This is a genomic window from Alphaproteobacteria bacterium, assembly GCA_019635875.1.
Taxonomy (GTDB): Bacteria; Pseudomonadota; Alphaproteobacteria; order Reyranellales; family Reyranellaceae; genus JAFAZJ01.
The window spans coordinates 136,891-149,723 of the sequence record JAHBYP010000011.1 but is presented as its reverse complement, the minus strand read 5'-3'; the positions used below and the strand labels follow the sequence as shown (position 1 = coordinate 149,723).

Below are 12,833 nucleotides of genomic sequence, written 5' to 3'. Positions count from 1 at the left end.
ATGGGTCCGATTGACCGCTCGATGCTCTAGGGACAGTCGCGATCTCACGGAGTCTGGCGATCGTCCTTCCCCCATTCAGGGAATGGCGTTCGCATATGGCGTGTTGGCTGTCTTCGGGCCGCGCCGCTCCAGCGGCGCTCATGGTGCGTCGCTGGAGCGACGCGGCCCGAACGACTTGAAGGAAGCTGCCTGTTCGGGGGCGCGCCACTCCAGTGGCGCGCCCCCAACTATTTGAGCTCCATATGCGATCGTCCTTTGTCGGCACGCTCTCCCGCGCGGCGAGTGTGGAATCGGACGAAGTGCCAGCGCGGCAACCCGCGATGGCCGCCGGCGTTGAGAGCGTTCGATCGCGGATTGCTCGCATGCCCACACAAGCCATCCCCAGGCGCCCGCTCGCGCCCTGCACGGTGATCGCGCTGGAGGTGATCGCCGCGGCCGGCAGCCGGAACTTGCGGCGGGCCGATTTCGAGCTGTGGATGCATCAGCGCGGCTGCGATGCGCGCGAGGTTGCCCGCGCGCTGACGTCGCTGGCGCGGCGCGGCTGGGCGTCGCTCGTCGGATCCTCGCTCAGCGTCACCGAGGCCGGCCATCGCGCGGCCATGCGGGGCTCGATCCAACCGGCCGCTTCCGCGCGACGCCGGCGCAAGCCGCACGCGCGCATGCCGCCGGGACTGCTGTAGCGGCGAACATCATCGCATCGCGGCGTCGCGCTTCATAGCCGCCAGCTTGGCGCGGAACCAGGCGCGATGGCGGCGGCGTGTCCATTGGACGATGGCGCCGGCGCGGTCGGCGAGCTCGCCCGGCGCGAGATCGGGCCGTTCGGCGCCGAGCGCGTCCATCGCGCCGTGCAGGGCGGCCGCCTGGCCGTCGTGGCGATAGCGCGCGAGATAGGCCTTGATCACCCGCCGGGCCAGACCGCGATGCACCGCGCCGCGCACCCAGTCCTCCATCGCCAGCGCATCGATGCGCGGTGCGGCGGCAGGCGAGGCGGGGACGATGCCAGGTTCGATGGGGAGCGGCTCGGCGGGCGCGATCTGCGGCCACTCCGGCGGGCAGCGCCAGTCCACCTCGCTCTCGACCATCCAGTCGGCGAAACGCGCGCGATCGGCCGGATCATAGAAGGCGAAGACCAGGGCGTCCGCGTCCTGCCAATGCCGCCGGCTGCCGCGATCGCGCGCGGCGTGCAGCAGATAGGGAAAGCGCCAGCCGAAGCCGCCTTCAGGAATCGGAACGGCGAGCTTGATCGGCCAGGAGCGCTCGAGCTCGGTAAGGGCGGGCGCCATGCCCCAATCTAGGCGATGGCGCATCGGCCCGCATCCCCGCGATTGGAGCGACGCGCGCAAAACCAAGCTCACCTGTCATCCGGAGCGCAGCGAGGGGGATCCAGGCTGCTTCCCTACAAGCGGTGTCAGGCTTGCGTTACTGCATTGCTTCCGGAAAGCCGACTCGCGCCTCCCGAGGCTGCGTCAATCGCACAACGCAATAACGCAATCCCGACACGCAGATGATCAAGGCCAGCAGCCCGGCTGACCGTCAACCGCGATCTTCATGCTTTCTCCCCATCTCCCATCAACCTTGCGGCGACGATACAACGCTCAGGACTTCCGCGCTTTATCCCACGGCAGGGTCCGCGTACGGGAAAGCACGAGGGAACCGCTCTGCAGTGGCAGCTGCGCGACGGCGGGCACGAGGTCGCGGCGCACGAAGGCGTGCGGCGCCTCGGTCTTCTCGGTCGCCAGTTCATCGACCAGAGCAGGGTTCGGAGCCGGCTCGGTGCCGCGCGCGTTGTGGTCGAGGCGGGTCTCGATCGCCTGGCGGTGGTCGGCGTCGAGCGCCACCCAGTCACGGATCGGGATCTGCGCGGGGTCGGTCAGCCGGTCTTTCAGCACGCGCACCAGCACCTGCTCGGTCAGGGCGCGGGCGCGCGCGTTTGCGCTTTGGCAAGCAACACGTCGAGCCCGGCGCGGTCGGATGCCTCGATATGCTGTTCGTACCGTGCGCGCAGGGAGCGGGCGCGCTCAGGGTCGCGCTCGATCGTCGCCTCGATCGCCGGCACCACCGTGCGGCTGGTCTGCCGGCTCTATGTCGCCTCGGTCAGCGCGGAGTCCCAGCCATGGCGCTCGGCCTGCTCGTTGACCTCGCGTGGCCCACAGCGCAACGCCGGGAAGCCCCGCCGGTACCTCGATGTCAGCGATCGCCGTGGTTTCCGATCCAAGTCCTCCGGTACCGGTCAGCCAGCGAGCAACTACCGCGGCCTCCCTATGCACCGTCAATGCCGTTGTCTGTCGAAGTCTCTCGCCACGAATCCTACGAGCTCATCCCCCCTAAGAAGGGCCAGGCACTGATGGCGTAGAGCTGGTCGCGGGATCGTCGCGGCGCAGGCCCTCCTGCCGGTCGCTGAAGCGTTGCCATTGTGGCAGCGGTAGCTGCGCGCCGGCGAGGTGCTCGGACAGCACGGTGGCGACGCCGGCGGCGCCCTCGGCGGCCTGCAGGCCGAATTGCAGTATCTGCGATGGACCGAGCTTGCGGCGATGGCGTCGATGGCGAGGTAGCCGCCGCCCGGCACGCCCTGCGTGCTCGCGCCAAGCAGCTTGTAGGGTGGGATCCAGATTCTGCCGGCCATGCGCGTTCCGCTTCTGGGGCACGGCGCGGCGCCGTGGATCGGGCGCGCAAGACCACCGTGCCCCCGCGAGCAGGCTATGACGGGGCGCGCGGGAAGCCGATTTGAACCCCTACGAGTGTCGCCGACGGGGCTTTCGTCTTACGGAGAGAGGCATTATTTCCACCCTAGGCGTGTCGTGCATGAAGTGGACGGCTTGGCAGCGAGCATGCATCTCGACATCGCTAGGGGGAAACGGGCGAAGCTGCCAGCGCGTGGAACCATCCCGGCGCTATCGGTGTCCGCGGGCCGGGTGATCAACAGTCACGGGCAATTCGGAGCGCAAGGATCGGCAGGCGCCCACCCTAGCGCCCGGCACTTGTCCCACCAGGCGTAGCGCCGGCGTCGCCGAGCGGGGCGGCGAGCTGAAGTATCGCGAACTCGATGCGGAAGGCACCCTCCGGCGATTTCCAACAGGTGATCCTGTTCACACGGTCGGGGAATTCCGAGCCGGGTCTTTCATAGTCTGCTCGCCAGACCAGACCCCACTTTTCTGTTTGCGTCACGATATGCACGCTACATAGCCGCTGGCCTTCGCGGAGAAATTCCTGGCAGAAGGCTACGCATTCCGCGTCGAATGCGGGTTCGTGCAGGCGGGGTTCCACGCCCGGGTCCAATGGTGGCGTATCGTACATGGGATGGCTTGTGATGGGATCATCTGTGTCAGTCATCTTTGATCACCAGAAGTTGTACTCTGTGATTGTTCCAGAGCTGGTCAACCGAGTTCCTCTGCGACGCGCGAAATGGGTTCTACTCTGTAGGCCTGTCCGGGGGCCTGAGTTCTTTTCCATTGGGCGCAATGACTTTTATCCTGGTCCCCTTTGGCCCAACTATGACTTTGGTGCCATCCGGGAATTTCACACCGCCGCTGACGTTCGGGGCATTGCCCTGCTTTTCTCGAACGCCGGCGACTGTCGCGTTGCACTCGTCTTCGATCCTGTGGCACTCGCGCCTCAATTCTGGGGTCATGTTGGGCGCAGACAGACATTCGTGAGCGGCTCTGGTGCACTCCTCACAACGAGGAAGATTGCGCGTCGTTGATGGTTTGGCCGCCTCGTTGTCCGAGGTCATGATCTCCGGTTTCGCGTCGATCTGTGGCAAGGTCTCGGTGATCGGCCCCGGCGGTATGACCGGTGGCGGCGCGGGGATGATTTCCGGTTTCCCTTGGTTCTGGTCGATCGGCCGTCCAGGGAGGATGGGCGGCAGCATTTGGGGCGGCACGAGTGGCGGGTTCTGCCAGATCTTCTCCAGCTCGTCGGCGGGAGGCTGCGCGTGGCGCTCGACGGGGATCAGCCCTTCGTTGGCGGTGCCGACGACCCGGCCCTGCGCGTCGAACTCGACCCAATAGCCGGTTCCCCCGCGCGTATTGCGCACGACGTAGCGGTTTGTCTGCGGGTCGTAGTAGACGGCCTGGCCGTTGGGGTTGATGCGGCCCGGATACGTCGTGACCCGGCTCATCCCCAGCGCCCGGACGACGGTCTCTGGATCGAGGTCGGTCCGCCCGGGCAGCGAGCGCAGGGCCTCATCCAGGCTCCTGGCCGCTTCCATCCGGAGCAGCACCTCGGCGGCACGCGCCGCCGCCTCGAGGGCACGCCCTGTTGCCGGGTTCGGCCCGTAGGTCGTGGCATCCTGGATCCGATGAACCCCGGGGCGAAGTCCGGAGCGGGTTCCCGGATCGAACGGAAAGACCACATTCTGCGCCCGCACGCCCGGGATCTGGCGCTCCACCATCGCGGCGATGACGTCATCATCCGGGCTCCTGCCGTTGATGCGGCGCCAGGTGTCGATCTCGTCGACGAGGCCGGCGCGGTGATTGGCGGCGTCGGGCGGCTTGGCTGGCAGCATCTTGTTGGCGAGCTGCAGGCCGCGCTTGATGGCGTGGAGCTGATCCTCGACCGCGGGGTCGTTGCGGCGCAGGCCGGCCTGCCAGTCGCGGAAGCGTTGCCATTGCGGCAACGGCAGCTGCGCGACGGCGGGCACGAGGTCGCGGCGCGCAAAGGTGGTCGGCGCCTCGGTCATCTCGGTCGCCAGTTCGTCGATCAGCGCGGGGTTCGGCGCCGGCTCGGTGCCGGCGGCGTTGAGGTCGAGGCGGGTCTCGATCGCCTGGCGGTGGTCGGCATCCAGCGCCACCCACTCGCGGATCGGGATCTGCGCGGGGTCGGTCAGCCCGTCCTTCAGCACGCGCGCCAGCACCTGCTCGGCCAGGGTCTGGGCGCGGGCCTCGTCGGCCACGGCGACACTGTGCAGGGTGCGGATGGTGGCGGTGCGTACCGCCGGATCGGCGATCGCGTCGGCCTGCCGCAGGCGCCATTGGGCTGTCGACGGCTCGGCGTCCGGCGGCGTGGCGTTCAGGATCTCGGCGCTCGCCTGCCGGGCGTGCTCGCGCGTTTGCGCTTCGGCAAGCAATGCGTCGAGCCTGACCCGGTCTGATGCCTCGATATGCTGTTCGTAGCGCGTGTGCAGGGAGCGCACACGCTCGAGGTCGCGCTCGACCGCCATCTCGATCGCCGCCACCAGCGTGCGGCTGGTCTGCCGGCGCAGCGTCGCCTCGGTCAGCGCGGAGTCCCAATGGTGACGTTCGGCCTGTTCGTTGACCTCCGCGCGCGTCGTGCCCAAGGCGCGGCGCAGCATTGCGTCGTCACTCCAGTGCAGACGGGCGTCGGCCTGCATCTGCGTAATGCGCCGTTCGCCCGCCTCGCCGTACCAGCGGATGCGCTCGGCGGCGCTGTGGCGCTCGACCTGGGTGCTGAAGCTCGCCAGCCGTCGCTCGTTGAGGTCCTGCAGCATCTGGCGCTGGTCGTCGTCGACCATGGTCGTCATCTCGCGCGCCTGCGCCTCGCGGTAGGCGTCGATGACCGCCGGCGCCTGTGTCAGCGCGTCCTGGCCCTGCAGGTTGAGGTAGCCGCTGGTCGGATCGAACAGCAGTGCCTGCTCGGTCTCGCCCAGGCGGGCGTCGGCGCCCTTGACGACGGCTTCGTTGTCGCCGGCGAGGTGCTCGGACAGCACGCCGGAGTGGCAGGCCTAGATCTTCAGCCGATCACCCAACACGCTAGCTATGAGAGCTCGATCCCATTTTTCGACAATGCGGTCAGCGTGTATTTCCAGCCCGTCGGACGAAGTCCATGCGACGGGAGGCAGAAGGTCCAAGGTGACATGCACGATCCAGCCCGCATGTCCGTCTCTGAGAATGTCCTGTATCCCGCTCACCAACTCATGCGTAAGGAACTCGAGCCGATAAACCGTGAGGTTGTGGTCCGCGTACCCGCTCTCCTCGTCGAAGAGAAAGTAGTCACCATTTGCCTGTCTGTCGCTCTTGCCATGTGTGGCAAGGTACGCATCGAGCCGTAGGCGGAGAGCTTCCCAAACGTCCGTGTCCGGCATTTGCGGGTCGGACTTTGCCTCCCAGGTGTCCTCGTGGCCGGCCCAACCAAATTCAAATGTACCAACCCGTGTGCCTTGCGGCCTGACAACCGTGATAAGGCTCGACCATTCGTCGGGTCTGTCCGGTTCGGACTTCCGAATAAGGTGAGCCCAGCGGCGACACAGCGATATCGTAGTGTCTTCGGAAAGGCCCTCGGGTACATGCGCGTAGAAGCTGCGCACTCCAGGCTCCCATCCCACCACAACTCTGACAGGGGCAGTGTCGGCGGCGAGCTCTGTCATTTGCGAAGCTATCGCTTTCATGTCGCTTCTTCTCATTGCAGGGCCAATCCTTTTTCTTTCAGGGCTTTTCAAACGGTCCTACTGCCTGCTGTTATAGACATGCTTGAGGTACTCCCTAATGACTGGGTGCCTATGGCGCATGATGTGCAACTAGCTGTTCGGCTTCAGCCTCTGTCATTTTGCTAGGGTTTATTCCGTTTCTCTTGATCCAACGATCAACGACCTTGGCTACGACGGCGCTGTATACTCGATGCGGGCGATTGTTGGTATGGGATCCCGGCCTCAGGGGGCCGGTGGTGGCGCGCTCAAAGACCTTACGCGCTTCGTCCGGCAGTCCTAAGGAATTGTAGATGTGTTGCGGGATGATGTGATGCCCACCAGGGTAGAAAGGTCGAGAGTTCGAGATGCCGCTGGACGCCCCACCGACCGACCTTTCGGCAGCAGCACCTGTCGGAGGAGATGTTGTCGGCGCAGTTGGCTTCTGGATTGATCGTGGGTCGGACCTAGAGTCCGACGCTGGCGGCAACTTGGTTGTGGACGGCGGTACCGGCCCCGAGGGCAGTCGCCGCGGAATCGACGGCGGAATTGGTTGCCGCGGTACGGGCGCGTGACCGCGTGGTGGCCCGGGGTTGTATGTCGACAGGTCTGGGCGCGTGAGGAGCTCAAGGAGAAGCTCGAGCCATGACCGCCGTTCGGCCGGAGAAGGATCATCCGGCCCTGATGCATCCGGGCCGTCTTTGGGCTTGTTCGCATCCTGAACGCGATGAAATTTGGGCCAATCACCTGGATGCGCGCGAGGGGGAACGAAGCTGATCGGTGTGCTTTGGATCGCGACATGCGGCTCCCACTCGGTCGTGTGTGTCGTGCTTGGCTCGGTCGGGATATGCCGCGTAAGCATGCCGGCGATGTCAACGTCGCTCGGACTCTTGCCGGTGATGCGACGCTGGGTGTCGATGCTTTCGACCATCTCAGTTCGAAAGTTCGTGGACTCATCATCGGCCACGTTCACCGGTAGCATCTTCTGAGTGAACTGGAGGCCACGCTTGATGGCGTAGAGCTGGTCCTGCGTCGCGGGATCGTCGCGGCGCAGGCCGGCCTGCCAGTCGCGGAAGCGCCGCCACTGCGGCAGCGGCAGACGCGCGACAGCGGGGACGAGGTCGCGGCGCGCGAAGATGTGCGGCGCCTGCGTCATCTCGGTCGCCAGGGCGTCGACCAACGCCGGGTTCGGCGCCGGCTCGGTGCCGCGCGCGTTGTGGTCGAGGCGGGTCTCGATCGCCTGGCGGTGGTCGGCGTCGAGCGCCACCCACTCGCGGATCGGGATCTGCGCGGAGTCGGTCAGGCCGTCCTTCATCACGCTTGCCAGCACTTGCTCGGCCAGGGTCCGGGCGTGCGCCGCGTCGGCTGCGGCGGCGCTGTGCAGGGTGCGGATGGTGGCGGCGCGTACCGCCGAATCGGTGATCGCCTCGGCCTGCCGCAGACGCCATTGCGGTGTTGGCTGCTCGCCGTCCGGCGGCGTGGCGTTCAGGATCTCCGTGCTCGCCTGCCGGGCGAGCTCGCGCGTCTGCGCTTCGGCGAGCAGCGCGTCGAGGGAGGCTCGGTCGGATGCCTCGATATGCTGTTCGTAGCGTGAACGCAGGGAGCGCGCGCGCTCGGGATCACGCTCGGCCGCCATCTCGATCGCCGCCACCAGCGTGCGGCTGGTCTGCCGGCGCAGGGTCGTCTCGGTCAGCGCGGAGTCCCAGTGGTGACGTTGGGCCTGCTCGTTGACCTCCGCGCGCGTCGTGCCCAGGGCGCGGCGCAGCATGGCGTCGTCGCTCCAGTGCAGACGGGCATCGGCCTGCATCTGCGCGATGCGGCGCTCGCCAGCCTGGTCATACCAGCGTTGTCGCTCGGTCGCGGTGTGGCGCTCGACCTGGGTGCTGAAGCTCGCCAGCCGTCGCTCGTTGAGGTCGTGCAGCATCCGGCGCTGGTCGTCGTCGACCATAGTCGCCATCTCGCGCGTCTGGGCCTCGCGGTAGGCGTCGATGACAGCCGGCGCCTGCGTCAGCGCGTCCTGGCCCTGCAGGTTGAGGTAGCCGCTGGTCGGATCGAACAGCAGCGCCTGCTCGGTCTCGCCCAGGCGCGCGTCGGCGCCCTTGACGATCGCCTCGTTGTCGCCGGCGAGGTGCTCGGACAGCACCGCGGCGACGCCGGCGGCGCCTTCGGCGGCCTGCAGGCCGAATTGCAGCATCGGCGAGGGGCCGAACTGGCCGGCGATGGCGTCGATGGCGAGGTAGCCGCCGCCCGGCACGGCCTGCGTGCTCACGCCAAGCGGCTTGTAGGGTGGGATCCAGATTCTGCCGGCCATGCGCGTTCCGCTTCATCGGGGCACGGCGCGGCGCCGTGGATCAGGCGCGCAAGATTCGCCGTGCCCCCGCGGGAAGGCTATGACAGGGCAGCCAGGAAGCTGATTTAAACCCCTACGAGTGTCGCCGACGGGGCTTTCGTCCTACGGAGAGAGGCAGTATTTCCACCCCTACGAATGTCGCGTTTCGCCGTCCCGCGCACTCGATTGTCGGGATTCTGTGCTCCCGTCACCCTCGCCCCCGACGCGTTGGCCGACGCGCTGCCGGATTCGGGCAGGGGGCCCCAGGCGGCGGACGCGCATCGGCACGCCGGCCATCCAGCCTGCGCGATCGCCTGCTCGCCGGACCTCTTGAGCAGCCGCCCGACATCGACATCATCGGCCCGATCCGCGATCGCGGGCCGACCAACGGCATGGTGCCTAGATCCAGCGCAGGCGCCGGAAATATGTCAGCCAGGATTGCCGCTTTATCACTGCCAGGGTCGCGAACAGCGCCGCCAGCAGGAAGACCGCCATCGGCGCGAAGGCCAGCAGGTCGGCTCTGAATTGCGTTTCGACCGACATCGTGCGTCTCCCGCTGCTGTCTGTCGCCACGGGAGGAGCTTGGGATTGCCATCGTCGCCGTCAAGACGGCGGACGGTGGACAAGTTTGCTGGTCAGTGACGCGTCAGATGCTCGATTCCCTCCCGCATTCCTCGCAGGCCAGCGACGAGACCGGCTTGCCGCAGTCGCGGCAATGGGCGCCCTGCCAGGCGTCCCAGACGATCGCGCCGTCGCAGGCCGCGCATTTCAGTTCCGCCGTGTCCAGGCCGCAGCCCGGACAGGTATGGCCGACCAGCAGATTCATCGGACGGGCTCCCGATGCAGCCGAGTGGGGCGATCGGGCATATGGGAGGCGGCGCGGCGCCGTCACGACACGTTGCGCTACGAGTTGTTTCATCGGCCGCCGATGACAGCGCGTCCTGCCGGTCGACCATCGGGGGGCCGGAACGACGCGGCACGAGGCTCGGGTCGGACATCGTTAAGGAGATGTCGCGGGAGGCGTGGACCTGGCCGGAAATCCGCGTTCTATGGGATGTTTTGCGATGACGGGGAGGCGTTCGGGCGCTGATTCGACAACCGTAGGGGTTTAAATCGCGATGTGTGGACGAGGCCGGTAGTGTCTCCCGGCCATGCCTGACATCACTTTTTCTCCGCCGCCGGCCGATCCGGCCGCCGCCGACCTCACGCGCTTTGCGCGCGATCCGCTGGAATTCGTCCGCCAGGTCTTTCCCTGGGCAAGCCCGGGGTCCGTGCTGGCGCAGGAAAGCGGGCCGCGCGAGTGGCAGGCCGACATCCTGCGCGAGATCGGCCGGCGGCTCGAGGCCAATGCCAATGCGGGCGTCAGCGACGCGATCCGCGTCGCCGTCGCCTCCGGCCACGGCGTCGGCAAGTCGGCGCTGATGGCGTGGATCAAGCTGTGGGCGCTGGCGACCTTCGAGGACGCCATGACGGTGATCACCGCCAACACCGACCAGCAGCTCAGGACCAAGACCTGGCCGCAGGTGGCGAAGTGGTTCAACCTGATGGCCGGCCGCGAGCGCTTCAGCCTGGGCGAGACCGCGATCGTCAGCCGCCGGAAGGGCCACGAGAAGACCTGGCGCGGCGATCGCGTCACGTGGAGCGAACACAACACCGAAGCCTTCGCCGGGCTGCACAATCTGCGCCGGCGCATCGTGCTGCTGTTCGACGAGGCCAGCGCCATCGCCGACAATGTCTGGGAGGTCGCCGAGGGCGCGCTGACCGACGCCGACACCGAGATCATCTGGGTCGTCTTCGGCAACCCGACGCAAAGCACCGGCCGCTTCCGCGAATGCTTCGGCCGATTCCGCAACCGCTGGATCACGCGGCAGATCGACAGCCGCACCGTGCCGGGCATCAACCAGGCGCAGCTCGATCAATGGGTCGAGGATTACGGCGAGGACGACGACTTCGTGCGCGTGCGCGTGAAGGGCGAGTTCCCGCGCGTCGGCGTCAACCAGTTCATCGGCACCGACGTGATCGACGCGGCGCGCCGCTGCGAGCCGTCGTCGCGGCTGGGCGATCCGCTGGTGATCGGCGTCGACGTGGCGCGCCACGGCGATGATCGCACGGTGATCTTCTTCCGCCGTGGCCGCGACGCGCGCACGATTCCGCCGATCAGGCTGCGCGTCGCCGACCTGATGCAGGTGGCGGCCTGCGTCGCCGAGGCGTCGCGCGCGCACCACGCTGACGCTGTCTTCGTCGACATGGGCATGGGCGCCGGCGTGGTCGACCGCCTGCTGCAGCTCAACGTGCCGGGCGTGATCGGCGTCGAGTTCGGCGGCGCCTCGCATGGCGGCGGGCACGTCGACGGACAGCGCGCCAACTACGCCAACAAGCGCGCCGAGATGTGGGGCGAGATGCGCGCCTGGCTGAAGCACGGCGCGATCCCCGACGACGCCGAGCTGGCCGGCGATCTCGCCGGGCCGCAGTTCGGCTTCAACGTGCGCGACCAGATCCAGCTCGAGCGCAAGGAGGACATGAAGAAGCGCGGCCTGGCCTCGCCCGACATGGCCGACGCGCTGGCACTGACCTTCGCCTACGCCGCGCAGGCGCGCGGCACCTGGTTCAGCCATGTCGGCTTCGCGCCCGGCACCACGCCCGGCAAGGTCGCGGTCGACTACGATCCGTTCGCCGATATCTAGAGTCGCGCTCGGGCCATCGTACCAGTCTTCCTGGGAGCGCCAGCGTCTCGCCGGCCCTTGAGGATGCCGGCGAGACGCCGGCGCTCCCAAAGACGCTCGCTGTGCTCGGACAGGCTGCCTCTGCCTTCCATCAGTTGCAGGTCGAGCCCTGGGCGACGCTGCCGGGCAGCGTCCATTGGCAGGGCGTGCCCGGCCGGCCGCCGCCGCCGACGGGGCCGAAGCGACCATAGGGCGTGCAGCAGAATTCGGCGCGCGGCTCGGCAGGCCTGGTGGTGCCGGCCGGCGGCAGGGGCGCCGGCGCGGGCTTGGGCGGAACGATGATGCTCGGCGGTCGTTCCGGCTCGGTCGTGGAGTCGCGCGACTGCGCATGCGAGGGCGCCGCGACAAGGACCAGGACGAAGGCCGCAAGTGCAACCCGCGGGAAAATGTCGATCATGCTGCCCACCCTGCGCCGCGCCTGCACGCGTAACACGTGCCAAAAACCGCGTAACCACGGCGATATTCGTGCGTTGCCGACAATCCTAGGGGTGGAAATAGGAGGGCGCGGCGCCGTGCGCTAGTCTCGCGCCATGTGCTTCTCATCCGCTCCCTCCGTCCCTCCGGTTCCGCCGCCGCTGCCGGATCCGCCCTCCGATGTCGATCCCGGCGTGAAGGCCGCGCGCGACCAGGCCCGCCGCAAGGCACGCGCCGCGCAGGGCTACGCCTCGACCGTGCTGACCGGCCCGATGGGCGATCTCGCACCGGCCAGCACGACGTCGGGCAAGGCGCTGCTCGGCGCCTGACGTCCGCGTCGCGCGCGTCGATCAGGCGCCTGCGGTGCCGCTGGCCGGCCGCGCCAGCGACAGGTAGACGCTGTCGCTCCATTCGCCGCCGATGCACCAGGTGCGCAGCGCGCGGCCCGTCTCGCGAAAGCCCAGCCGCGTCAGCAGGCGCAGGCAGGCCTCGTTGCGCGGATCGACCTCGGCGCGGATCTCGTCGTGGCCGTTGACGGCGAAGCCGCGCGCGATCACCGCCGCGACGGCTTCGCGCGCATAGCCCTTGCCCCACGCCGACGGCGCGAGCAGGAAGCCGATCTCGTTGCCGTTCCACAGCCCGGCCTTGCCGATCACCGCGCCGTCGCATTCGACCAGGAAGTCGTCGCTGCGCCCGGCCAAGATGGACGCGACCGTGCCCTCGATCCAGGCCTCGCTCTGCGCGAGATCGGCGTGCGGCAGGGTCGACCAGTAGCGCATGGCCGCCGGATCGCTGAGGATCGCGTGCATGGCCGGCGCATCGCTGGCCCGTACGCGTCGCAGGATCAGTCGCTCGGTGCGCAGGATCGTGTCCATGACGCTCCTCTAGCACATCCCCGGCAATGGTGGCGTGAACGCGGTTCAGGCCCAAGCCCGACAATATTCGCGCGGGCTGTTTGTCCACGCGCACAGGCGTCAAAGCCACGTCGCCGACCATCGTAGAGGTGGAA

The 12,833-nt window shown here is 67.7% G+C and carries 13 protein-coding genes; 3 read left to right on the top strand and 10 right to left on the bottom strand.

From position 1 onward, the window contains the following. Nucleotides 1-362: 362 nt before the first annotated feature. A complete protein-coding gene (locus KF889_28265; GenBank protein MBX3503357.1) occupies nucleotides 363-680 on the top strand; it encodes a hypothetical protein in 318 nt (105 codons plus the stop codon). 9 nt (nucleotides 681-689) lie between these two features. On the opposite strand, the gene KF889_28260 is transcribed toward KF889_28265, so the two are convergent. From KF889_28260 to KF889_28225, 8 genes are all read right to left on the bottom strand, one after another. Further along, nucleotides 690-1,283 carry a hypothetical protein gene (locus KF889_28260; GenBank protein ID MBX3503356.1) on the bottom strand — a complete coding sequence of 198 codons (594 nt, stop codon included), beginning with the start codon at nucleotides 1,281-1,283 and terminating at the stop codon, nucleotides 690-692. Between the two features lie 312 nt (nucleotides 1,284-1,595). Beyond that, a complete protein-coding gene (locus KF889_28255; GenBank protein ID MBX3503355.1) occupies nucleotides 1,596-1,895 on the bottom strand; it encodes a hypothetical protein in 300 nt (99 codons plus the stop codon). A 14-nt stretch (nucleotides 1,896-1,909) separates the two neighbouring features. Next, nucleotides 1,910-2,056 (bottom strand): hypothetical protein, encoded by a 147-nt coding sequence (locus KF889_28250; GenBank protein ID MBX3503354.1) that lies wholly within the window; start codon nucleotides 2,054-2,056, stop codon nucleotides 1,910-1,912. Nucleotides 2,057-3,409: 1,353 nt separating this feature from the next. Next, complete coding sequence (locus KF889_28245; GenBank protein ID MBX3503353.1) at nucleotides 3,410-5,665, bottom strand: hypothetical protein; 2,256 nt, start codon at nucleotides 5,663-5,665, stop codon at nucleotides 3,410-3,412. A gap of 15 nt (nucleotides 5,666-5,680) precedes the next feature. Continuing rightward, entirely contained in the window at nucleotides 5,681-6,262 is a 582-nt protein-coding gene (locus tag KF889_28240) for a hypothetical protein (GenBank protein ID MBX3503352.1), read from the bottom strand. Nucleotides 6,263-6,452: 190 nt separating this feature from the next. Further along, nucleotides 6,453-8,669: a hypothetical protein gene (locus KF889_28235; protein MBX3503351.1), complete on the bottom strand. Its 2,217-nt coding sequence runs from the start codon at nucleotides 8,667-8,669 to the stop codon at nucleotides 6,453-6,455. 417 nt (nucleotides 8,670-9,086) lie between these two features. Continuing rightward, on the bottom strand, nucleotides 9,087-9,230 hold the full coding sequence (locus tag KF889_28230; protein ID MBX3503350.1) for a hypothetical protein: 144 nt from the start codon (nucleotides 9,228-9,230) through the stop codon (nucleotides 9,087-9,089). A 103-nt stretch (nucleotides 9,231-9,333) separates the two neighbouring features. Further along, complete coding sequence (locus KF889_28225) at nucleotides 9,334-9,513, bottom strand: hypothetical protein (protein MBX3503349.1); 180 nt, start codon at nucleotides 9,511-9,513, stop codon at nucleotides 9,334-9,336. A 325-nt stretch (nucleotides 9,514-9,838) separates the two neighbouring features. Between KF889_28225 and KF889_28220 the strand changes: the two genes are divergently transcribed. Further along, a complete protein-coding gene (locus KF889_28220) occupies nucleotides 9,839-11,371 on the top strand; it encodes a terminase (protein ID MBX3503348.1) in 1,533 nt (510 codons plus the stop codon). 130 nt (nucleotides 11,372-11,501) lie between these two features. On the opposite strand, the gene KF889_28215 is transcribed toward KF889_28220, so the two are convergent. Beyond that, nucleotides 11,502-11,807: a hypothetical protein gene (locus tag KF889_28215; protein MBX3503347.1), complete on the bottom strand. Its 306-nt coding sequence runs from the start codon at nucleotides 11,805-11,807 to the stop codon at nucleotides 11,502-11,504. A gap of 133 nt (nucleotides 11,808-11,940) precedes the next feature. Here KF889_28215 and KF889_28210 point away from each other — a divergent pair, with 133 nt between their 5' ends. Beyond that, nucleotides 11,941-12,153, top strand: coding sequence for a hypothetical protein (locus KF889_28210; GenBank protein MBX3503346.1), 213 nt, complete (start codon nucleotides 11,941-11,943; stop codon nucleotides 12,151-12,153). 21 nt (nucleotides 12,154-12,174) lie between these two features. Here the strand turns inward: KF889_28210 and KF889_28205 are convergent, their stop codons facing one another. After that, nucleotides 12,175-12,699, bottom strand: coding sequence for a GNAT family N-acetyltransferase (locus tag KF889_28205; GenBank protein MBX3503345.1), 525 nt, complete (start codon nucleotides 12,697-12,699; stop codon nucleotides 12,175-12,177). Nucleotides 12,700-12,833 lie beyond the last annotated feature (134 nt).